Source organism: Reichenbachiella sp. (assembly GCF_033344935.1).
Classification (GTDB): Bacteria; Bacteroidota; Bacteroidia; order Cytophagales; family Cyclobacteriaceae; genus Reichenbachiella.
The window spans coordinates 1,451,853-1,472,397 of the sequence record NZ_JAWPMM010000001.1 but is presented as its reverse complement, the minus strand read 5'-3'; the positions used below and the strand labels follow the sequence as shown (position 1 = coordinate 1,472,397).

The following is a 20,545-nucleotide window of genomic DNA, read 5'->3' as shown; positions in this document are numbered from 1 at the left end:
TAATTGAAGCTTGTCAAAGCTTACCTTCATCAATCAATAGTTTCGTTTTCAACAAGCCTGCAATACTTAAGCTATCAGTGATTTCATTATTCATCACCAGCCTAACGGCATCCTCAAGCTTGAGTTTCCTGATTTTCAAATCTTCAGTTTCTTCAAACTCCGTTTCTCCCTGAGTTAACTCTCGAGCAACAAATACGAAACCTTCCTCATCGGTGGCAGAGTTGGAAGTATGTATGCGCAAGATGTTATCCCAACGCTTAGCAGAAAGGCCCGTTTCTTCTTTCAACTCTCTTTGAGCAGAAGACAATATATCATCTTCCAAAGGCCCACCTCCCATCGGAATTTCCCAGGAATACTCATCTAACGTATAACGATATTGGCCAACCAGCCAGGTATTCATTTCCTCATCTAGTGGGACTATGCCAATGGCCTTATTCTTAAAATGAACTTTCCCATAGATTCCTTCATTTCCAGAAGGGTTGAGTACTTGATGTTCCTCCACAGATATCCAGGGGTTGTTGTACACCTCTTTTCCTTCGATCTTTTTCCATGGATTTTGGGCCTTCTCGTTTTTCATAGCCATAAAAAAAGTCCCGATAAATCGGGACTTCAATTTTTTCAGTTAGAAAATATTAAACTTCCTCTTTATGCTCTTGTTCGTGATTCTCTCCATCCTCTTCTTCATCATGACCGTGGCCAGTTAATCCGTGAGGATAAGAATGAATGATTTTTTCAGTATATCCAAGTAACAGTGCGGAGAAGATGAATACCATGTGAATCACAATTTCAATGATAATTCCTTCAGATCCGGCTTTCTCTGCTGCCTCCCTGTAGTTTACGAATGTTTTCAATAATTGCACCCCAGAAATAGAAGCTAATGAAGTCGCTAACTTAATCTTCAGCATACCAGCATCAAGTCCTTCTAACCAAAGTGGCTTATCATCATGCATGTCTACATCAATCTTACTGGTAAAAATCGAGTAGCCTCCAATGGTCACCATTACTACAAGGTTCATTACCATCGAGATATCAACCAAGCTCAATAGCGTCAGCATCACTTTGGATTCAATGTCTCCACCAACTACCTGATGATACATGTGTGCTAGTTCTTGAAAGAACTTCCACATGTATAGAAATGCACCGATAATCAGGCCTCCATACATCGGGGCTTGCACCCATCTACTCCAAAAAATAAAACCTTCAAAGAAATTCTCAAATCTGTCAAAAAAACTTTTCATACCTGATCTATGCTAATGCGAGTTGGTTTTCGTACCGTTTAATAACAAGTGCTAAAATTAAAATTAATTTCCATACCGCACAGGGAATAAGTCACATTTTTTAGCTCCGCCGCACTAATTATGAGTTTTACCTAATTTCTTATCAAGATAACTCGTATCAACCACGTAAGTTTTGGCTAAAATGTCGTGCAAGCCTTTTCTATCTCTTCGAAAGTAGATCATAAAAAAACCGCCAAAAAATAGCATTAAAGACAGATATTTTGTGATAATTCGGAGTAAAGCCTGGCCCAAAGACAAACCCTCTCCTTGTTCATTAACTACTCGAAGATTGGCATATTTTTTCCCCAGCGTGGCTTGCCAACTCGAACTCTCCAATACCGCATGATACACACAAATAAACAAAAGAACAGCACACCAAAAAGCTACATTGTTCTCTAGCAAAAAGGACAACGGCACTAGCACCACTAGGAATACCAAAAAATCAATATTGAAAGCATAAAGCCGCTGAGGAAAAGTGGCAAATTTAGTATTTGAAGGTAAGCTCATAGAGTTAGTTAAAGAAATGAGAGGAAATGCGTGCCTTCCTCAAGTTTTGAACGGAAATCACATTTTAGTATCTTGTCCAAACAAAACTAAAACACTAAACTATGAAAATACTAAAAACCGCGCTTTTGGTAGTGGTCGTTTTACTGGCCCTACTCGCAATCATTGGGCTACTCATACCAAGCGAAGTAACCTTAGAAAGACAGACTACTGTCAATGCCAGCCCACAATCTGTTTATGAAGAAATTTCAAGTATGAAAAGATTCAACAAATGGTCTCCGTGGTTCCGAATCGACCCTGAAGGCACCACCTACAACTTTAGCGGCCCAGACTCTGGTGTGGGTAACAAAATGGAATGGGCAAGCGACCATGAAGAAGTAGGTACGGGATCTCAAGAAATTGTCGAAGCCGTTGAAGGACAGAAAATCAGATCCGAAATGTATTTCGGTGGATTTGACGATCCTGCTTATGCGAATTTAACATTGGAAGAAACTGATGGCGGCACTAAAGTAACCTGGACTTTCGAAGGGAATATGGGAAGCAATCCCATGTTTAAGCTCATGGGCTTAATGATGGAATCCATGTTGGGACCCACCTATGAAGAAGGCTTGGCCAATCTGAAGGAAAGAGTAGAATCCAAGCCATTATTCTCTGTTGAGATTAATGAAATTAATGTTGAGCCAATCAATTACCTAGCCATCAGAGAAACCTTTGATGTCACCAAACCAGAAACCATTGGCCCAAGAATGGGAGAACTTTATGGTCAGATATTAGGCTATATCAACGCCAATGGCGTCATGGGTGCCGGTCAACCGATGTCAGTATATGTAGACTATAGCGATACCGGCTGGACCGCAGACATCGCCATTCCAGTAGCAGATACTGGCGAGGTAAACGATGAAAATATCGTGGCCGGCCAAACAGTGTCAGGAAAAGTGGTACAAGGCATCCATATGGGTGACTATCACAAACTAGATGACACCCACAAGCAGCTACAAGCCTATATGCAGTTCAATGAACTAGAAGCTAACGGCAATGGGTATGAAGTCTATGTCACAGACCCAACGCAAGCGGATACCTCACAATGGAGAACCGAGGTTTTCTATCCAATTAAATAGTTAAATTGACCATAATCGCAAAGAGGCTGTTTCAAAAGTCTTGATTTCGTCATCACGAGTGCAACGAAATGATCTTAAAGTCCAAATACGGATCGTGTTATAAGATTGCTTCACTTTGTTCGCAATGACGGATAACTTTTGACACAGCCTCTTTTTTTTAATAACCTGACTAATATCAAACCACATGGCTGCAAGAGGAAATTTTTCAAGTAGAATAGGGTTCATAGCTGCTGCAGCAGGATCGGCGGTAGGACTCGGAAACATTTGGGGATTTCCTTATGAAGCGGGCGCAGGCGGTGGTGCCATTTTCGTATTGGTTTATTTATTCTTCTGCTTCGCCCTTTGTTTTCCAGTCATGCTCACCGAATTAGCCATTGGAAGAAAGTCTGGGCGAAATGCCGTAGGTGCTTTCGAAGCCCTGGGTCACAAAAAATGGAATTTCATTGGCAAACTAGGTGTCCTCAGCGGCGTCCTTATCCTTTCTTTCTATAATGTAATCGCTGGGTGGGCCTTTGGGTACACTTTCGAGATGGCCGCTGGAAATTTTGAGGTCACTGAACATTTTAGAGCTTATACTACTAACATTTTTGCCGTGGGGAGTTATGGCTTGCTGTTCATGATTGCAACAGCCTATATTGTATCCAAAGGAGTATCGGAAGGCATTGAGAAAGCGGCTAAAGTATTGATGCCCTCACTCATCATTATGATGTTCTCCCTGATCATTTATTCATTGTTTCTACCCAATGCGATGGCTGGAATCAAATTCTTTCTATTGCCTGATTTCAGCAAATTAACCTCTACTGTGGTATTCAACGCCATGGGGCAGGCCTTCTTCTCACTTTCTTTAGGCATGGGCACTTTCATTACTTATGGAAGTTACATCAAGAAAAATGACAATCTGATTGGATCAGCCGCTTTGATCACCTTAACCGATGTTGGCATAGCCATTACTGCAGGTTTGATGATCTTTCCTTTGATCGGATTCATCAGTGGCGGGTCACTTTCCGGGGTAGGACGAGGGCCAGAGCTTATATTCGTTACCCTCCCTCATATTTTCGGAGAAATAGGACCAACCGCTGGCGCCATTGTAGGCATGGTGTTTTTTCTTTTGCTCTGTTTTGCCGCCCTTACTTCCACCGTCTCCTTACTAGAAGTTCCAGTGTCTTATGTAGTTGATGAATTCAAACTTTCCAGAAAAAAGGCTGCCTGGCTGATGTCTGGGATCGTTTATCTTATAGGAATCCCATCTCTAATGGGCAATGGCTATTCTTCGTATTTTTCAGAATTTATCACTTATATCGGCGCTGATCAGCCTACCGACTTCCTCTCTTTTATAGTCAATATCGCAAATGATTCTTTTCTACCGTTAGGAGGTGCACTGATGGTATTTTTTGCTGTGCATATTTGGAAAAAGGAAAATATGGAGGCTGAAATAGCTGTGGGTTTCGAAAATTATGAAAACTCATGGGTTAGAAAGTATTTGCGATTCGTGATGCCCGTATTGCTTCCGGGTACACTCTTCATCATTTTCAGTATGATCGTATTATCTACTTTCTTCGGATTCTAACCTAGTAGCTCATTTCATCTACTGACTGAAGTAACATTTTAATGTCGTCAGCTTTTTTGTACTCGCCTAATTTTTCAAATGAAGAAATCAAATTGCGCAAAGCACGAGCGACAATATCAACATGACTACACGGCTGATAATAGATGTCGTTTTTCTCGAGTTTCAACTGATCGATGTAGTTATTGATATCATCCGTGGTAAAAATGATACCATTGTTAAACACATTGATATAAAACTGAGTATCCTCCGTCTTATAAGTTACTATGAATAGATTAGGTAAGTTCACCCCGTAGATCGGCATCTTAAGGCGCTGAGCCAATAGCATATAAACTACACAAAGACTCAGTGGATTGCCTCGTTTCGATTCTAATACCACATTGATCATCCCATTCGCTGGTGAATGAAAATTCTTGGCGTTTGGTCTAAACTTCATTTTGTTGAAAAAGACGTCATTGAGCACTTTGATCTGCTCCATGGGTGACAACTCTTCAGAAAACTCGCGCCAGGCATTGTGGTAGTACTGCTCGAACTTTCTGGTCAGATATTTCAAGTTGAGATCCGGGTATTGGTAGTTGGCGACCAGCATCATACCTTCCAATAGGTCTTCGGCACCACTCTCTTTCCAGGCTATCAGTTTCTCACTTAAAAGATCGTATTGCAGGTTATGAATGATATCCTCAATTTTTTCCCGAACTCGAGGAATAAGGCTATTATTCATCCATTCTTTTTCCAAAAAAGGAATCACATCAGTACCCAAAGAAATGAGTTTCTCTTCTACATGAACGAGAATTTCATGATCGTCATCTTCCAATAATGAGATCAATGCCTTAAGTTCTTTTTCGTTTATTTTCTCCAATGTTGTTGATTCAGAAACTGATAGACCAAAATAACAAGTTGTTAATTTAATATACGAAAAAAGGCACTCAATTCATACGGTCACTTGCAGATAATTTTGAATTAAGTCTGAATAACGCCAACATTAAATGGCTTCTCAATGGGTGCGTGATTGGCTGCTTCAATTCCAGCTGAAATGATCTTTCTGGTTTCCAAAGGATCTATCACGCCATCTACCCAAAGTCTTGAGGCCGCATAGTATGGGCTCAACTCTTCGTTGTACTTATCTGTGATTTCCGCTAAAAATTTCTTCTGATCTTCTTCAGACACCTCCTGCCCTTTGGCTTTCATCGCTGATACTTTGATTTGCAACAAAGTTTTGGAAGCCGAAGCACCACTCATTACTGCCAATTGAGAAGTTGGCCACGCATAGATCAATCTTGGGTCATAAGCCTTTCCACACATGGCATAGTTACCAGCCCCATACGAATTACCTAGGATGAATGTGAATTTAGGCACGACTGAATTGGCCATCGCATTCACCATCTTGGCTCCATCCTTTATGATCCCACCATGTTCTGACTTACTACCAACCATAAATCCGCTGACATCATGTAGAAAAACTAATGGGATTTTACGCTGATTACAGTTCATGATAAAACGAGCGGATTTGTCTGCAGAATCAGAGTAGATCACACCTCCCATTTGCATCTCGCCTTTTTTGGTTTTCACCACAGTACGTTGATTGGCCACAATACCGACGGCCCACCCGTCGATTCGACCATATCCGCAAACGATAGACTTTCCATAATCTGACTTGTATTCATCGAATTCGGAATCATCGGTCATACGCTTGATGATGTCGCGCATCTCATACGGTTTTACACGATCTACTGGCAACAGACCGTAAATTTCTTTTTCATCAAGCTTAGGCTTCTTTGGTTCCTCTCTATTGAAACCCGCTTTATCAAAGTCACCTATTTTATCAAATATTTTCTTAATGGCATCCAGGCAATCCTGATCCGAATCGTACTTATTATCGGTTACTCCAGAGATTTCACAGTGCGTAGAAGCGCCACCTAATGTTTCATTATCAATAGTCTCCCCAATGGCCGCTTTTACCAGATAACTTCCTGCTAAGAAAATCGAACCAGTTTTATCAACTATCATCGCTTCGTCTGACATGATCGGCAAGTAAGCACCGCCGGCCACACAACTACCCATAATGGCGGCCACCTGCACGATGCCCATAGAAGACATCATGGCATTGTTTCTAAACTGCCGACCGAAGTGTTCTTTGTCGGGGAAAATTTCGTTCTGCATGGGTAAATACACTCCGGCGCTGTCTACCAAATAGATGATCGGCAACCTGTTTTCCATGGCGATTTCCTGCGCCCGAAGGTTTTTCTTGGCAGTGATTGGGAACCACGCTCCAGCTTTCACAGTAGCGTCGTTGGCTACTACTACACATTGTCTGCCTTGCACATGGGCAATGCCCATCACTACACCACCAGAAGGACAACCGCCCTGCTCGGCATACATGCCGTCTCCTACAAATGCTCCGACTTCAACAAAGTCTTTAGGATCGTCGATCAAGTAGTCTATGCGCTCTCTGGCCGTCAACTTGCCTTTGGCATGTTGTGCTTCGATCTTCTTTTCTCCTCCTCCGAGCTTTACTTTTTTGAGCTTATTTTTCAACTGAGAAACCAGCTGTTTGTACTCGTCTTCGTTTTTGTTGAATTCTAGGTTCATGGGGTACGTTGTTTCCAACAAAAATAGAAAAACCAAACTTTTAGTTACCGTTTCCCGATACTTTTAAAGCACTGATAGTCAATTATTAAAAAAATCTTTCCGGACGTGATTCCGAAGATTTTCTTCCCAAAAGTCACTTCTTTCCAAATAATATTCTTGAGCTGAAATACTCAACCAATCCAAACTATCGACTTCCGGCTTTAACCTCAAATAAGATTTTTGAGCAAATCCATAGAGCAAGACGATCATTTTTTCATAACGCAGATCATCTGCAGGGTGAACCTTATAGTTTTCTTTAGCTATGCGAGTCGATTTAGACTTAAAGTGCAAAGCACTAATCATCACTATGTCCTTCCAATGACCGTCGTTTCTCCACAGCATGGATAGTACCGCAAATTCATCTGCAAGCAATTCTAAAGTCTTTCTATCGACTTGTGTACCTATTTTATACTGATCCATAATGGCATGTCCTATCTCATGCCAAAAAGTGAACATGACATTCTGATATACTCGGTTGACAAAAGCTTTCTTCGTTTGGGTCTTTGCCGGATAATCATAGACTTTTTGAAACAGAGATTCATAGCAAATCATTATCACGTGGTCATCAGGCAGATATCGAGAATCTATCGAACCACATTCGATCACCCTAATCTCAATATCATGATCCCAATTGTATAAATCCTGCAGATAGGCTACAGACTCGCCATACATCAAGCGATGATTAGATTTGAGTGCTTTATAAATTTCCTGATAACCAGCAGATTTTGGTTTTGAATAAATCACTGTGAGTCTCGCCGCAGCACAATGACCAAACAAACAACCATTCATCAAAACGAAAAGCAGCCATTTTATCCCACTATTTACTATCAAATTGTACACCTTTGTATAAGAAAAATGCAATATATTTCGGATTCGTTGAATGAAAACACCAGAAGCCTAAATGTTTGAAGCTCAAACGCAAACCAGAGTAAGGTACTCTGAAACTGATCAGATGAAGTATGTATACTATGGCAACTATGCCATGTATTATGAAATTGGAAGAGTAGAGACGCTTCGCCAGTTGGGATTTTCCTATAACGAAATGGAAAAAAGCGGCGTCATGATGCCAGTCATCAATATGCAAACTAACTATTTGCGGCCTGGAAAATATGATGAGCTACTCACCATAAAAATCAAAATCCCAACATTCCCAAAAACAAGAATTCTATTCGAATATGAAATTTTCAACGAAAATGAAGAATTGATCAATACCGGAGAAACGACGCTAGTTTTTGTAAATATGGAAAGCAACAGACCGTGCCGAGTCCCTGAACCACTTGCTAAGTTTTTGGAGCCCTATTTCTCATGAAAAGAAAAAACCTCCATAAGCACCTACTGTACTACGAGTGGTATCTCAACCTGATCAAAAAACTCAAATTGATCAAGCTGAACAAGCGACAAACCAACTTGTACAATACGCTTGATCTATTTTTTGAAAACACCGGCAAGCACGGATTGATTAACAAAGCCAACGGCGTAGCTTTCAGTTTTACCTTGGCGATTTTTCCGTCGATCATTTTCATTTTTACACTGATCCCATATATCCATTCGGTCATACCACATATTGGCGCAGAGAGTATTATGAACTTCCTGGCTACCGTTATGCCGAAGGCCATGTATGAAGCGGCTACTGGCACGATTCACGACATTGTAAGCAACAAGCGACAGGGATTGCTCTCTTTTGGTGCACTCCTCGCGCTCATACTTGCCACTAATGGCATGCATAGCTTGATGGCTACTTTTAATAGTATTTATAAAACGAACGATAAAAGAGGATTTTTTAGAACCAGAATTATAGCCACTGGCCTGACTCTGGTACTTTCTTCGGTGCTCTTCTTTTCAATCATTCTCATGGTCATAGGAAAGTTAGTACTCAACTATCTGTCCACAGAAGGGTTTATCACACAAGATTACATCATCTACTTACTTACGGCTTTGAAGTACATGGTCATTATTATTGCTTTTTTCATTGCGATTTCGACCATCTATTATTTTGCTCCGGCCATTCACGATCGCTGGACCTTTTTCTCTACAGGTGCGGTCTTCTCGGCTGTAGCTTGTGTAGCTACTTCTTATGCTTTTTCTTATTATATCAACAACTTTTCGAATTATAATAAGTTCTATGGTTCCCTTGGAATGTTGATTGCTTTGATGGTTTGGCTGTACTTGTTGTCGCTAATATTACTCGTAGGATTTGAATACAATGCCAGTGTAGATAGAGCCGTGGTATCAGACAAAATCGAGACAACTACATCAATTTTTGATTGATCGAAAATATTTTCGAACTCAGCCTTGTCAAAAAAAATTATTATTCTAAATTTGCACTCCCATTCAACGGAATGGAAATAATTACGACCTAGAGAAGTGCTATTTTTAGTGTTTCATATAATAAGTCGAAAATTATTTGACCAACACAGAGAAGTGGCAGAGTGGTCGTCGCATAGCGATCCCTTCGGGAAAAACCAGCGTGCCGCAAGGTACCGGGGATTGTAAAAGGAAAGAAAAATGTTCTTTACCTATATTTTGAAAATTGAGATTGACGGTAGTTATTATTGCGGTCATTCCAAAAATATTGAATCACGGCTTCAACGTCATAACAGCGGAAAAGTCAGATCAACAAAAGCCAAAAGACCTTGGATACTTCATTATCAAGAAGTGTTTGAAACAAAGTCTGAAGCTTATCGTCGCGAGATGTTTTTTAAATCAATCGACGGATACAATTTTCTCAAAAGTGAGAAAATTACATAACGACCTAGAGAAGTGGCAGAGTGGTCGAATGCACTGGTCTTGAAAACCAGCGTGCCGCAAGGTACCGGGGGTTCGAATCCCTCCTTCTCTGCAAGAGCCTTACACGAAAGTGTGAGGCTTTTTTTATGCGAATTATTGCTTAAGCACCAAACAATTAATATTACATACTAAAAGTCATTTCGTCGGGAGGTACGACCAGAGAAATCTCGTTAGCTGCAAGCAGCATCTAAATACCTTGACAAATCTCTGCTAGACCTTGAGAAGATTCCTCCGCATGGCTACGGAATGACTGAGCGGACAATAGATTACGCAAATATCTGAACAATACTCCCCCTCTTACAAAAGGGCCCTAATCGCTCAAAAAAGCAATACTTATCCGACTACAAAACATTACCCTAAGGTCAAAAAAAGCGGTTTGAAATCAATCCCAAACCGCTTTTTCATTTATACTGATATGAAAAGTTTTACTCCACCAAATTAGGCACTCCTTTTCCAGTCTCTAGATACTGCTTGAGGCTGGTAGCGATAAAATGAGTCCATCCTGCATCGCATATTTCGTAGCAGTTCAACTTTGGTGTAAGCCCTTGATGTTCAAAATCCAATTCAATAGAATCTCCATTCAAATCTTTAAAGGTGAACACGATTTCACTATGCAGCCATTCTTCCTCAATGTCTCTGAGATTAGAAAAATGGTGGTTCGCATAGATACATTTCCAACGCACTTCATTGAATTGATCTAGAATGGTCGCTTCAAAACGCCATTCCGTTTCTTCTTCAAAAAAGATCGAAAATTGATCGCCGATTTTAGAAATGGTAGCGTTACTATTACCCCACCAGTTTCTGATGCCAGTCGTCACGGCCTCATACGCTTGCACTTTGGTAGCTCGAATTTTAATTGTCTTATTGAAATTCATCCTTTTTTCATTAACTAGTCTTACATCATTTCCAATATCTCTCTGATCTCCAATTGCCAGCTGGCATCTTCGAAACGAGGGTCTTTCTTTAAAGTCTCGACCAGCATGTCTAGATCGTTGGCCTGAAGTATATAAAACCCAGCAATGTTTGTTTGATCTATAGTCTCTACAGTTGGCGAGGCTTTGCTACCAGAAAGCAGCGTACCGAAGGGCTGTAAGGGTTGTGCATCCAGCAAAAATCCCTTTTCTTTTAACTCACCCAGGTAAGCGCCTACTTTTTGAATGTGCTTTTGTTGGGTTTCTTCTGGAAGACTAAAAATTGATTCACCCTGCGGGTAAATGAATACCATAAATTTTTTCATTTTTTACGTTTTTAAGTTTGTACTATTTATTCTTTAGACTTCAGTACAATCAAAAACGGTTGTGAAAAATGAAATTTTATTGCTGATATCCGACTAAAATATTTTTTTACTAAAAACAACTCTTATATACTGAGAAAGCAGTTTTAAGTCCGAATCGAAAAACACACCCTAATAGCAGCACAAGTCCTCAACGTCATTTCTTCCTTACTTTTTTCCTTGACGAAAAAAGTAACAAAAAAGTCAAGAAGATTTAAAAGCCTTTCCCCTGGAGGCCATCTCCACCGCGCCAAATCTTCATTCCCACCCACCAATTCGCATGGGGTGGGTTATTTTTTTTCGGACACTACCAAATTTTTATAAGTCTTTACAGTCTGTATCTACTTTGGGGTAGGTCTTTCCGTTAGCGTGATCGGTTTGATTCAATAAGAAATCGTGGAGTTGGAAATTGCTGCTTTGCAAAGGGTCAATGCCATTGATCAAGGCCGTTCGCATGTTGTATAGCTTGGTGGCATTGGCTTGTTCTTTTGCTTTTACGAGTTCTAATGCTGCGATTTTTCTCTGGGTTTCTGCTTTAGAGTTTCCAGTATTGCTTAACTCCGAACACTTCCAGCAAGCGCCTGTTTTATGTATCAAGGTGCAGTCTTCATCAAACACCTGCTTCATGGTTTTTCGTGAGGTGAAAAGCATGTGTTTGACGCTGCCTAAGGACTTGTTCAGTACTTCTGCAATTTCATTTATCTTAAAATCATAGATATCTGCCATCATAATGGCAATGTGCCGCTCGAGTGGTAGGTATTTCATCACACAGGTAAAACAATAATCAATGTGGTTCTTGATTTCAAACTCATTCTTGAAATACACATCCATTACCTCTTCCTGCAATTCTGGAGCATTCTTGATGGATTGGCTGCAATTGTCTTGCGCATTTCGGGTCCATCTTTTTTGGGCTTTGAAATGGTCTTTGATTAGATTGCTCGCGATGGCAAACAGCCAGGTTTTGAAAGAAGACTTTTCCTGAAAGGAATGAATGTTTTTGTAGGCCTTGATGAAAATCTCCTGACTCAAATCTTCCACATCTTGCGTATTAGTCACCAGCCGATAGATGAATGATTTTAGCTTAGACTGGTTTTCCTTAAACAAACGATCAAACTCGGCGTCAGTAATTTTCATGGATTTGTTTTAATTTTCTTTTATGACTGTGTACGGGAAAGTGCTTACACAGATACTAAAAGCAGAAAGATAAGCGATCCATATACAACCACAAAAGCATGATTAGTTGCCCCTATTCATGGAGAATGATTGATTCACGTATGTACTGACCAGATTCCGAAAGTAGCGGCTGTGCTGATTCAGGCTCACCCACCTATGAAAAGTTGTCCGACGAATAGTTTTCTCGCATACTCCAGAGGAAGCACCGCCTTCAGTGATCAACCAAACCTTTTTTATGATTCGATTCGTCGGACAACTTTTCACGTCTCTAGGTGAATCATCTCCAACAAACCACAGGAGCTAGCCTTAACTACTTGCTTCAGTCGCATTTGGAAATACGACTGAACGGGAATAATTTAAAACTATCCTAAACGCTCTGTCCCCTTCTCTGCAAAAGCCTTACAAACTAAAAGTCATTTCGTCGGGAGGCACGACCAGAGAAATCTCCTTGGCTACAAGCAGCATGCAAATACCCAAACAAATCTCTTACTAGACCTTGAGGAGATTCCTCCGTATGGCTACGGAATGACTCGGTGGACAATAACTTATTCAGGCATCAGAATTGGCCTCCCCCAAAACAAAATCACTACAACTCACTTCATCTCATTCAATATTAGTTGTATATTACAACTATTAAACTCCTGCATTATCAAAAAAGAACAATACCATTCATCGTCCAGATTAATTAGTGTGGCTTCTCGGCTTTTGGCGAGTCGATTGGATGCCTCACTCTCTCGCCCGAACCTCAACATTACCGTAGAGCAATGGCGGATCTTATTCTATCTGTGGAATGAGGACGGTATCAACCAACAAGAACTAGCGAAACGAGCCAGCAAAGAGAAAAGCACCATCACCCGACAAATAGAGGGGCTGGTCAAAAAGAAACTAGTCATCAAACAAAAAGGCGGTACTGACAAAAGAGACAAGCTCATCTACCTTACTGAAAATGGGAAGAAAATTGAAACAGAAGCACTGAGTGTCGCATGGAACATCACTCAGGAAGCCGAAAAAGGAATTGAAGAAAGTGAGCTACAGATCTTTAAAAAAGTACTACAGCAAATCATAGAAAACGTGAAACTATAGCATGACCGATTTTTATTCTTCTGAACAAATTTCCCACCTCCTCTCCATGAAGGAATGCATCACCGTTATGAAGGAATTGTTTTCAATGGATAAAGATGAATTAATCAATCCATTGCGGTCAAAAATGGTGCTGCCTGAGCGACCTGTAGGTATCATGGGAATGATGCCTGCCTACATCCGTCCCTATCAACTCATGGGGATAAAAGTACTGAGCGTGTTTCCTGAAAATTATAAGCAAGGCCTCAGTTCGCATCAAGGCATCCTGCATCTATTCGAAACAAAAACAGGTCAACTACTAGCCAGCTTCGATGCAGATGAGATTACCGCCATCAGAACAGCAGCGGTCAGTGGACTGATGACAGACCTATTAGCCACAAAAAGTGCCACCCAGTTATGCCTGCTCGGCAGCGGCAAACAAGCAGAGATGCACTTGGCAGCTATTAGCGAAATAAGAACGATTCAAAATGTAACGGTCTGGAGCCAGGATAAATCCCACGCGGCGGCATTCTGTACCAAGGTCAGATCGAGATACAAGAATATCAATTTTAGCATTTGTGAGACCGTAGAGGCTGCCACCGCAGAAGCAGACATTATCTGCACGGTGACTGCTTCCCGCCATCCTATTTTGCAAAACCAAGCTTTGAAAGAAAATGTACATATCAATGCCGTTGGTGCCTGTACACCGGACGCCAGGGAACTGTCCTCTGAATTGGTATTACAGGGAGAGGTATACATAGATAATTATCTCGCTACCACGCATGAAGCCGGTGATTTGATTATTCCTGCTGCAGAAAAGGGTCTGGCCATAGAATCATTGATTAAGTCAGACATCCATGAACTATTAAAAGATCCGTCTTCAGACCATGCTTCCAAACTGACCATTTTCAAATCAGTGGGAGTGGCTATAGAAGACCTGGCAGCCGCTTACCATTGCTATAAGAAACTGAACTAAAAAAGAACGATGATAGAAGCATATTTAGATTTTGTAAAAAACTACCCGCTACTGTCCAGTGCAGTACAAATCGGGATACTTGGTACGATGGGTGAACTCCTCGCTGTTCGTATTCGAATGAAAAGATGGTATTTCTTTGGACCTGGACCTACAAAACTCCTTCTAAAGGCCATCATCTGGGCATTCCTTGGCGTTACCTTCAAATACGCATTTACTGGCTTCTTTGCTTTTATGGATGCTATTATTCTGAAGGAATGGTGGTTCCAATTGGAGAAAGGTTCTTTCTTTTATGCCCTGTCTGTGTCATTCTTTGCCAACATCATTTACGGCCCTGTCTTTGTCACTTTTCACAGATTTACGGATAACAAAATAGAGGGTAAAGAAATGGATTGGGCAAGCTTGCAAAAAGCCTGGTGGTCGCTGGTTTGGTTTTGGATCCCTGCGATGACCACCGTGTTTATTCTTCCCCCTCACTTGCGCATCGGCCTATTGTCACTTTGGAATATTGTCCTCGGTGCCATGCTAGGCTACTTCGCTGTGAAAGCTCAAAAAAATTAGCAAACCATTCCTGCCAATACTTAAATAATCAAATTCATTGATCATGAAAAATGTATTACTTCTTTCCCTCCTAACCACTGCGTTGCGCTTTTCAGCTCATGCTCAAACTGCTCCCGACCTTACTGACTCTACCGCCAACTTTGTGGTTTTGAAAAATGCGACCATCATTGATGCCGTGTCGGACACGGGAAAAAAGGGAAGCATTCTAATCAAGGATGAAAAAATAGAGACCGTGGACTACAACAATACATTAACCACTCCTAAAGGAGCCACCACATATGATCTTGAAGGAAAGTATATCATTCCTGGATTGATAGATGCTCACGTGCACATTACCCATGGCACCTTGAAAGAAGCTCAAGCCCATTTAAACACCGCCTTAAAAAAAGGAATTACCGGTGTAAGAGATATGGGCGGAGATGGTAGAATGCTCACTCTTTTACAGAAAAATATGAAAATTGGAGAGGATATCGGACCAGACGTTTTCTTCTCTACCATCATCGCCGGACCGGAATTTTTTGAACAAGACCCAAGACCGCAACAAGTGGCAAAAGGAGCCATCGCAGGAGAAGTATCCTGGTTACGAGCCATTACTGATGAATCTGATTTGAGACAAATTGTGGCGGAAGCCAAGGGAATAGGTGCCACTGCCATAAAAGTATATCTAAACGTAGATAAGGATTTGTTCAAGCAGGTGTCTGATGAAGCAAAAAATCAAGGATTAAAAGTGTGGTCCCATGCGGTTGTGCCTCCTACCAAAGCCATCGACATTACCAATGGAGGATCTGATGTGATGTCACATGCCGGTCATCTAGTCCAGTACGAATTTGTAAAAGGAGATATTAGAGGCAGGCATTCCTTTGAAAGTAGAGAAGAAGTAAAGGCCTATCGAAAAAAACTAAGTGATAAAAAGTGGGATGAGAACACCAAAGAGGTGAAGGAATTATTTACTGCTATGAAAAATAATAATAGCATTTTAGACGCTACTTTGTTCATTTACACCTTTGGCTTGGACCCTAAGGTGGAAGACAACGTAGATTCGACAAGTTATCATTTAGGAATGCAGACTGTAAAAACTGCTTACAAATACCAGGTGAAAATTGGTGCGGGATCAGATGAAATGATTTCTGAAGATGGCACCATCAATCTTCACAAAGAACTAGAACTATTGACCATCGCCGGGCTCTCCAATATTGATGCGCTCAGAGCCGCTACCATTATCAATGCAGAGGGATTAGGTGAAGAAAAAAACATGGGCACCATTGAAGCACAAAAATTAGCCAACTTGGTTATACTGAATAGCAATCCACTAGAGAATATCAGTAATACGCAAGACATCAAATACGTGTTTAAGAGAGGCAAGGTAATAGAGTAACTACCTATTGCTGAAAACATGATTTAATGCGGAGGCTAAACTCAAAGCCAAAGCATGATTAGCCGCCCCTATTAATCGAGAATGATTGATTCACGAATGTACGCTTAGCATTGGCGAGATTCCGAGAGGAGCTGCAGTGCTGATTCAGGCTCACCCACCTATGAGGAGTTGTCCGACGAATGGTTTTTTTCGCATACTCCAGAGGAAGCACCGCCTTCAGTGATCAACCAAACCTTTTTTATGATTCGATTCGTCGGACAACTTTTCACGTCTCTAGGTGAATCATCTCCAACAAACCACAGGGGCTAGCCTTAATTACTTGCTTCAGTCGTATTTGGAAATGCAACCTAGCGGGAATAATTTGAAATTATCCTCAACGCACTGTCCCCTTCTCTGCAAAAGCTTGACGTCCTTAAAGTCATTTCGTCGGGAGGCACGACCAGAGAAATCTCCTTAACTGCAAGCAGCATGTAAACACCTTGATAAATCTCTGCTAGAAATTGAGAAGATTCCTCCGCTAAGCTACGGAATGACTCGGTGGACAATACCTTATTCAGGTATCAAAACTAGGCGCTCCAACTTCTGCTCGATCGCAATTAAGCCCTAAGTCGGCAGTGTGCGCTGTAGGCGTCCGTTCGGAGTTGTCAGACGAATGGTTTTTTTCGCATACTCCAGAGGAAGCACCACCTTCGGTGGTCAACCAAACCTTTTTTATGATTCGATTCGTCGGACAACTTTTCACGCCGCTAGGTGAATCATCTCCAACAAACCTCAGGAGCTAGCCTTAACTACTTGCTTCAGTCGCATTTAAAATGCGACCGAGCGGGAATTATAGAAGAAAAATAAACTTATGAAAATTTCAAAGTTCTATTTCAAAAGTACTTATTGTATATAGTTTCACCCATTTTTCTATATTGACTTGATTTAAATTGTTTGAAATCAAATTTTCCTATGTCCGCTAGTTTTAATTTATAATAATGTGTTGTCGAAACTTTATTGTTCTGAATAAGTAACCTCAGTACATTTAAGATTCCATTAATAAAAGTGACGGACAACAAACCTTTCGGATTACTTGGGCTATAAGTTTTCCATTGTTCAACACTTAAATTTGTTTTTAGAGCAATTAATAAATCTCTGACTTTTTCCGTAGAGAATTCTACGTACTCATCCAAGAGTTCAAACTCTTTGTTATCCTTTTTCTTTAAATTATGTTTGTCTGGATGACTCCAAAGTGCGTAGATACTATCCTTCGCTTTTAAATCCTCAATCTTTATCAAAGGTCTCAATCCAAAACTAACGATTGATGCAGTTTTTATTTTACCTTTTTCGTACCAAAACTGTTCAATTAAATTTCCAAGTGGACCACTTTTGTTTAACCCTAACATTATTCTTTTTCCTATAGCGATAGTAGAAAAAGGACTAATCATAAGCTCGATTTCTTGTTGAACTTGAGATGGAACATTTTTCTGATTAGAATTAATTTCTAAAAAGAGATTTGCCTCAAATTTTCTTTGCATAAATCCATTCGTAGACCACGGAACTGTTTTATCTTTCTTCCAGATAATTACGTCTTGAAGGAGCCAACCAACTTCCTTTAACTTGTTAGACAGATCGAATGGCAGTGGAACAACTTGATTATTTCGTTTAAACGTGTCAATGATTATCCATAAAGTGCCATCTTCTTCAGTTATTTTATATACTCCTGCAAAAATTGACTGTAAGTCATTCAAATAGTCATCATAAGTTTGACCATATCCAACTTGATTATCAGAGTCATAATCCTTCATATCATAGTAAGGAGGTGACGTAATAGTAGTTGTAATCTTAGTTTCAGAAGATATTGTGTCTAAAATATTTCTGGCGTCTTTATTATGAATTACATTCAATAAATCTTCCTTATTTTTTAATCTCATTTATTCTAAATGACTTTTTTTCAAAATTCGCATAACAATCTGAGATTGCTACTTTGATAACTATATATCTTTTTTAAAAAGCCTAATTTAATTTCTCTCAGAAGTGCTGCGGTTAGGCCAGTCGATAGGCTTGAGTCTATCAATCGGCGGGATGAGTCTGGCTGCTGGACAGACTCATCACAAGTTTATCGAAAATAACAGCGAATAGCAAGGGGTAAGGCTGAGGAGAAGGGCTTAGAAAGGTCAAAAAACAGCTATGCGATCCGGACTGTGCGTCTCAACCATCACGAGCGGGTAGGGTGCAAATCTTTGTTCAGGGATCATTTGATAAGATTGCTTCTCTACGCGTCCCGCTACGCTCGCAATGACGGAAAAAATTATATAACAGCTTTCTATTTTACGTCATAGGATGAGATTACTTTAAAGTACGTACCCCAGGTCACTCGAAGCAATGACGGGATTGTTTTGACCACAGCCAGGAACCCCATGATTTCCATGGGGTTCCTAGTTTTTAGCCTACTACAAGTCTTCAAAAAGCAAATCCATGGGCTTTCGAACCTTTGCTTGATTTTGGGAAGTATCCTCTTGATCACGATAGCCTACAGTTCCAATGACACAGGCGGTTAAATTTTGCTCTTTCAGCTGGAGTATTTCATCGTAAGCTTCTGACTCAAACCCTTCCATCGGACAAACATCAATCCCCAAAGAAGCACCAGCTATCATTAAATTGCTCAAGGCCAAGTATGGTTGGTGTCCCATCCAAGTAGCGAGCTCTTCGGTAGATTGCTCCCCTAGTTTTGTTTTCATGAAACTACCGTAACCTTCCAATTGATCTAGCGCTACTTCACGCACTTGGGAGGTCAGCTTGATGTATTCATCCACATCCTTAGGGTCATATTCTTTGGGAATACAGAACACAAACAAGTGAGAGCAATCTGTGATTTGATTTTGGCCCCAGGATACGGGTTTCAGTTTTTCTCTAATAGCCGTGTCTTCGATGACAAGCACCTTATACAGTTGCAATCCATAAGAGGAAGGTGATAGTTGAATCGCTCTTTTCAAGTAAGTCAAATCCGCAGGGCTCACCTTCTTTTCTGAGTCAAATTTTTTGGTGGCATATCGCCATTCTAATTGATTAATTAAGTCCATGTTGTTATTGCTTTATTTTATAATTTCTCATAATAAATTGAGCAGAGAACCCTAGTTTCTCATACATTGATTTGGCCATCTCTGAGGCTTGAAGGGTGACTAGTTTAGCCCCTTGTTGGTAGCCTTGGTTCAAGGCATGGTGCATGGCTGCTTGGGCCACACCCTTTCCTCTCCCCTCTGGCACAACACCCAATCCATGGATGCCCAGGACTTCTCCTGTGGTATAGAGCATCATGGTGCCTATAGCTTGTTGCCCGGTGTATATATTGATAAATGAAATTTTACTAAGGTTGTCAAAAATGATGGCCGGACTGATTTCATAACCAAAGGCCTGCTGGAAGTTTTTGCTCCAAATCGCAGCGTCCTGTTCGTTAGCCACTTGTCGAAATTCCAGTTCGGTATTTTCTTCATAGGATCGAGTCAAATCCAGGGACATGCCATATTGAATGGATGCTGGCATGAAATAATCCTGAAGGGTCGAATCCAGATTTTTGTTACTGAGGTCGTCAAAATAAGAGAAGGTCAAAGGGTCTTTGCTGTTTTGAATCACGGCTACCATCTCTTGTAGCATAGATTCACTGAGTTCTGCCCCCGTCCATAACTTATTGGGCCAATGCGAACCAGAAACATAACAATAGCCCCAGGACTCCTGCTCAAAGTAGGTGCTGCGGGGTGCAGTCACCGCTTTCCACAGAGAGACCAGATTGTGAATATTAGATGCTGTACTTGTCATAATTATTTTGAGTTTATTAATATGATACCAATGACCATGGCGAATGCACCAAGCATCCGCTTGGTAGTCAGGGGCTCGATAGGAAGGCCTAACCAGCCGACTTTTCCGGCTATCATAGAAAACACCAGCTGTCCGCAAAGTCCTAAGGCAATCATTTTTGACAATCCCAACTTAGGAATCGTGTAGAAATAAAGCGAAATACCTAACACACTAAAAAGTCCACCGATACCCCATAGATACCAAGGGATCGAATGGATTTCGCGAGCACTCGGTGTGTCTTTGCCCGTGAGCACCACGAATATCCCGGCAAAAGCGATACTCGCCACCGAAGTGACCATTGCGGCCAATATGGGCTGCTTCAGAATACCACTCAGCTGTGTATTGAACCCGGCTTGAATGGCTAATGATACGCCACCTGAAAACGCCAATAAGTAAAGAATAAAAATTTTCATAAGACA

The 20,545-nt window shown here is 40.9% G+C and carries 23 protein-coding genes and 1 tRNA gene; 10 read left to right on the top strand and 14 right to left on the bottom strand.

From position 1 onward, the window contains the following. Positions 1 to 13 precede the first annotated feature (13 nt). The 3 genes from R8N23_RS06335 to R8N23_RS06325 all read right to left on the bottom strand — a co-directional run bounded on the left by R8N23_RS06335 (position 14) and on the right by R8N23_RS06325 (position 1,784). A complete protein-coding gene (locus R8N23_RS06335; protein ID WP_318170728.1) occupies positions 14 to 577 on the bottom strand; it encodes an NUDIX hydrolase in 564 nt (187 codons plus the stop codon). A 55-nt stretch (positions 578 to 632) separates the two neighbouring features. Further along, the gene (locus R8N23_RS06330; protein WP_318170727.1) at positions 633 to 1,238 is read right to left on the bottom strand and encodes a TIGR00645 family protein; all 606 of its coding nucleotides are present in this window, start codon (positions 1,236 to 1,238) and stop codon (positions 633 to 635) included. A gap of 114 nt (positions 1,239 to 1,352) precedes the next feature. Then, positions 1,353 to 1,784: an RDD family protein gene (locus R8N23_RS06325; RefSeq protein WP_318170726.1), complete on the bottom strand. Its 432-nt coding sequence runs from the start codon at positions 1,782 to 1,784 to the stop codon at positions 1,353 to 1,355. A gap of 101 nt (positions 1,785 to 1,885) precedes the next feature. On the opposite strand from R8N23_RS06325, the gene R8N23_RS06320 reads away from it, so the two are divergent. Both R8N23_RS06320 and R8N23_RS06315 read left to right on the top strand, forming a co-directional pair. Further along, positions 1,886 to 2,899: an SRPBCC family protein gene (locus tag R8N23_RS06320; protein ID WP_318170725.1), complete on the top strand. Its 1,014-nt coding sequence runs from the start codon at positions 1,886 to 1,888 to the stop codon at positions 2,897 to 2,899. Between the two features lie 184 nt (positions 2,900 to 3,083). Next, on the top strand, positions 3,084 to 4,466 hold the full coding sequence (locus R8N23_RS06315) for a sodium-dependent transporter (RefSeq protein WP_318170724.1): 1,383 nt from the start codon (positions 3,084 to 3,086) through the stop codon (positions 4,464 to 4,466). 1 nt (position 4,467) lies between these two features. Here the strand turns inward: R8N23_RS06315 and R8N23_RS06310 are convergent, their stop codons facing one another. From R8N23_RS06310 to R8N23_RS06300, 3 genes are all read right to left on the bottom strand, one after another. Beyond that, positions 4,468 to 5,322, bottom strand: a complete 855-nt coding sequence (locus R8N23_RS06310; protein WP_318170723.1) for a transglutaminase-like domain-containing protein — start codon at positions 5,320 to 5,322, stop codon at positions 4,468 to 4,470. A 101-nt stretch (positions 5,323 to 5,423) separates the two neighbouring features. Beyond that, complete coding sequence (locus R8N23_RS06305; protein ID WP_318170722.1) at positions 5,424 to 7,052, bottom strand: acyl-CoA carboxylase subunit beta; 1,629 nt, start codon at positions 7,050 to 7,052, stop codon at positions 5,424 to 5,426. A gap of 78 nt (positions 7,053 to 7,130) precedes the next feature. Continuing rightward, complete coding sequence (locus R8N23_RS06300) at positions 7,131 to 7,922, bottom strand: DUF4344 domain-containing metallopeptidase (RefSeq protein ID WP_318170721.1); 792 nt, start codon at positions 7,920 to 7,922, stop codon at positions 7,131 to 7,133. Between the two features lie 70 nt (positions 7,923 to 7,992). Here R8N23_RS06300 and R8N23_RS06295 point away from each other — a divergent pair, with 70 nt between their 5' ends. The 4 genes from R8N23_RS06295 to R8N23_RS06280 all read left to right on the top strand — a co-directional run bounded on the left by R8N23_RS06295 (position 7,993) and on the right by R8N23_RS06280 (position 9,930). Beyond that, entirely contained in the window at positions 7,993 to 8,400 is a 408-nt protein-coding gene (locus R8N23_RS06295) for a thioesterase family protein (RefSeq protein ID WP_318170720.1), read from the top strand. Beyond that, entirely contained in the window at positions 8,397 to 9,359 is a 963-nt protein-coding gene (locus R8N23_RS06290; RefSeq protein WP_318170719.1) for a YihY/virulence factor BrkB family protein, read from the top strand. The genes R8N23_RS06295 and R8N23_RS06290 overlap by 4 nt, the downstream gene beginning before the upstream one ends. Positions 9,360 to 9,596: 237 nt before the next feature. Next, positions 9,597 to 9,839, top strand: a complete 243-nt coding sequence (locus tag R8N23_RS06285) for a GIY-YIG nuclease family protein (protein WP_318170718.1) — start codon at positions 9,597 to 9,599, stop codon at positions 9,837 to 9,839. Positions 9,840 to 9,845: 6 nt separating this feature from the next. Then, a tRNA-Ser gene (locus R8N23_RS06280) sits at positions 9,846 to 9,930 on the top strand. Positions 9,931 to 10,303: 373 nt separating this feature from the next. Here R8N23_RS06280 and R8N23_RS06275 read toward each other — a convergent pair. The 3 genes from R8N23_RS06275 to R8N23_RS06265 form a co-directional block, all read right to left on the bottom strand. Next, positions 10,304 to 10,753 (bottom strand): SRPBCC domain-containing protein, encoded by a 450-nt coding sequence (locus R8N23_RS06275; RefSeq protein ID WP_318170717.1) that lies wholly within the window; start codon positions 10,751 to 10,753, stop codon positions 10,304 to 10,306. Positions 10,754 to 10,773: 20 nt separating this feature from the next. After that, positions 10,774 to 11,115 carry a YciI family protein gene (locus R8N23_RS06270; protein WP_318170716.1) on the bottom strand — a complete coding sequence of 114 codons (342 nt, stop codon included), beginning with the start codon at positions 11,113 to 11,115 and terminating at the stop codon, positions 10,774 to 10,776. 354 nt (positions 11,116 to 11,469) lie between these two features. Continuing rightward, a complete protein-coding gene (locus R8N23_RS06265; protein WP_318170715.1) occupies positions 11,470 to 12,285 on the bottom strand; it encodes a sigma-70 family RNA polymerase sigma factor in 816 nt (271 codons plus the stop codon). 729 nt (positions 12,286 to 13,014) lie between these two features. Here R8N23_RS06265 and R8N23_RS06260 point away from each other — a divergent pair. Genes R8N23_RS06260 through R8N23_RS06245 form a run of 4 tightly spaced genes read left to right on the top strand, consistent with a single transcriptional unit; the run spans position 13,015 to position 16,292 of the window. Further along, complete coding sequence (locus tag R8N23_RS06260; RefSeq protein WP_318170714.1) at positions 13,015 to 13,407, top strand: MarR family winged helix-turn-helix transcriptional regulator; 393 nt, start codon at positions 13,015 to 13,017, stop codon at positions 13,405 to 13,407. 1 nt (position 13,408) lies between these two features. Further along, positions 13,409 to 14,359 carry an ornithine cyclodeaminase family protein gene (locus R8N23_RS06255; RefSeq protein ID WP_318170713.1) on the top strand — a complete coding sequence of 317 codons (951 nt, stop codon included), beginning with the start codon at positions 13,409 to 13,411 and terminating at the stop codon, positions 14,357 to 14,359. Positions 14,360 to 14,368: 9 nt separating this feature from the next. Then, a complete protein-coding gene (locus tag R8N23_RS06250) occupies positions 14,369 to 14,917 on the top strand; it encodes a hypothetical protein (RefSeq protein ID WP_318170712.1) in 549 nt (182 codons plus the stop codon). Between the two features lie 43 nt (positions 14,918 to 14,960). Further along, on the top strand, positions 14,961 to 16,292 hold the full coding sequence (locus tag R8N23_RS06245) for an amidohydrolase family protein (protein WP_318170711.1): 1,332 nt from the start codon (positions 14,961 to 14,963) through the stop codon (positions 16,290 to 16,292). A gap of 553 nt (positions 16,293 to 16,845) precedes the next feature. Here R8N23_RS06245 and R8N23_RS06240 read toward each other — a convergent pair. The 5 genes from R8N23_RS06240 to R8N23_RS06220 all read right to left on the bottom strand — a co-directional run bounded on the left by R8N23_RS06240 (position 16,846) and on the right by R8N23_RS06220 (position 20,539). Beyond that, complete coding sequence (locus R8N23_RS06240) at positions 16,846 to 17,034, bottom strand: hypothetical protein (RefSeq protein WP_318170710.1); 189 nt, start codon at positions 17,032 to 17,034, stop codon at positions 16,846 to 16,848. Positions 17,035 to 17,164: 130 nt separating this feature from the next. After that, positions 17,165 to 18,205 carry a DNA methyltransferase gene (locus tag R8N23_RS06235; protein WP_318170709.1) on the bottom strand — a complete coding sequence of 347 codons (1,041 nt, stop codon included), beginning with the start codon at positions 18,203 to 18,205 and terminating at the stop codon, positions 17,165 to 17,167. A 519-nt stretch (positions 18,206 to 18,724) separates the two neighbouring features. Then, positions 18,725 to 19,354: an NAD(P)H-dependent oxidoreductase gene (locus tag R8N23_RS06230; RefSeq protein WP_318170708.1), complete on the bottom strand. Its 630-nt coding sequence runs from the start codon at positions 19,352 to 19,354 to the stop codon at positions 18,725 to 18,727. Positions 19,355 to 19,358: 4 nt separating this feature from the next. Next, positions 19,359 to 20,087: a GNAT family N-acetyltransferase gene (locus tag R8N23_RS06225; protein ID WP_318170707.1), complete on the bottom strand. Its 729-nt coding sequence runs from the start codon at positions 20,085 to 20,087 to the stop codon at positions 19,359 to 19,361. 2 nt (positions 20,088 to 20,089) lie between these two features. Then, positions 20,090 to 20,539 (bottom strand): DMT family transporter, encoded by a 450-nt coding sequence (locus R8N23_RS06220; protein WP_318170706.1) that lies wholly within the window; start codon positions 20,537 to 20,539, stop codon positions 20,090 to 20,092. Positions 20,540 to 20,545: the final 6 nt, after the last annotated feature.

What these genes read in the sequence shown, in the direction of transcription:
- R8N23_RS06245 (WP_318170711.1), top strand. Translation starts at nt 14,961, where the DNA reads ATGAAAAATGTATTACTTCTTTCCCTCCTAACCACTGCGTTGCGCTTT.
- R8N23_RS06235 (WP_318170709.1), bottom strand. Translation starts at nt 18,205, where the DNA reads ATGAGATTAAAAAATAAGGAAGATTTATTGAATGTAATTCATAATAAA.
- R8N23_RS06225 (WP_318170707.1), bottom strand. Translation starts at nt 20,087, where the DNA reads ATGACAAGTACAGCATCTAATATTCACAATCTGGTCTCTCTGTGGAAA.
- R8N23_RS06270 (WP_318170716.1), bottom strand. Translation starts at nt 11,115, where the DNA reads ATGAAAAAATTTATGGTATTCATTTACCCGCAGGGTGAATCAATTTTT.
- R8N23_RS06330 (WP_318170727.1), bottom strand. Translation starts at nt 1,238, where the DNA reads ATGAAAAGTTTTTTTGACAGATTTGAGAATTTCTTTGAAGGTTTTATT.
- R8N23_RS06230 (WP_318170708.1), bottom strand. Translation starts at nt 19,354, where the DNA reads ATGGACTTAATTAATCAATTAGAATGGCGATATGCCACCAAAAAATTT.
- R8N23_RS06290 (WP_318170719.1), top strand. Translation starts at nt 8,397, where the DNA reads ATGAAAAGAAAAAACCTCCATAAGCACCTACTGTACTACGAGTGGTAT.
- R8N23_RS06255 (WP_318170713.1), top strand. Translation starts at nt 13,409, where the DNA reads ATGACCGATTTTTATTCTTCTGAACAAATTTCCCACCTCCTCTCCATG.
- R8N23_RS06315 (WP_318170724.1), top strand. Translation starts at nt 3,084, where the DNA reads ATGGCTGCAAGAGGAAATTTTTCAAGTAGAATAGGGTTCATAGCTGCT.
- R8N23_RS06250 (WP_318170712.1), top strand. Translation starts at nt 14,369, where the DNA reads ATGATAGAAGCATATTTAGATTTTGTAAAAAACTACCCGCTACTGTCC.
- R8N23_RS06265 (WP_318170715.1), bottom strand. Translation starts at nt 12,285, where the DNA reads ATGAAAATTACTGACGCCGAGTTTGATCGTTTGTTTAAGGAAAACCAG.
- R8N23_RS06295 (WP_318170720.1), top strand. Translation starts at nt 7,993, where the DNA reads ATGTTTGAAGCTCAAACGCAAACCAGAGTAAGGTACTCTGAAACTGAT.
- R8N23_RS06275 (WP_318170717.1), bottom strand. Translation starts at nt 10,753, where the DNA reads ATGAATTTCAATAAGACAATTAAAATTCGAGCTACCAAAGTGCAAGCG.
- R8N23_RS06320 (WP_318170725.1), top strand. Translation starts at nt 1,886, where the DNA reads ATGAAAATACTAAAAACCGCGCTTTTGGTAGTGGTCGTTTTACTGGCC.
- R8N23_RS06325 (WP_318170726.1), bottom strand. Translation starts at nt 1,784, where the DNA reads ATGAGCTTACCTTCAAATACTAAATTTGCCACTTTTCCTCAGCGGCTT.
- R8N23_RS06285 (WP_318170718.1), top strand. Translation starts at nt 9,597, where the DNA reads ATGTTCTTTACCTATATTTTGAAAATTGAGATTGACGGTAGTTATTAT.
- R8N23_RS06220 (WP_318170706.1), bottom strand. Translation starts at nt 20,539, where the DNA reads ATGAAAATTTTTATTCTTTACTTATTGGCGTTTTCAGGTGGCGTATCA.
- R8N23_RS06335 (WP_318170728.1), bottom strand. Translation starts at nt 577, where the DNA reads ATGAAAAACGAGAAGGCCCAAAATCCATGGAAAAAGATCGAAGGAAAA.
- R8N23_RS06305 (WP_318170722.1), bottom strand. Translation starts at nt 7,052, where the DNA reads ATGAACCTAGAATTCAACAAAAACGAAGACGAGTACAAACAGCTGGTT.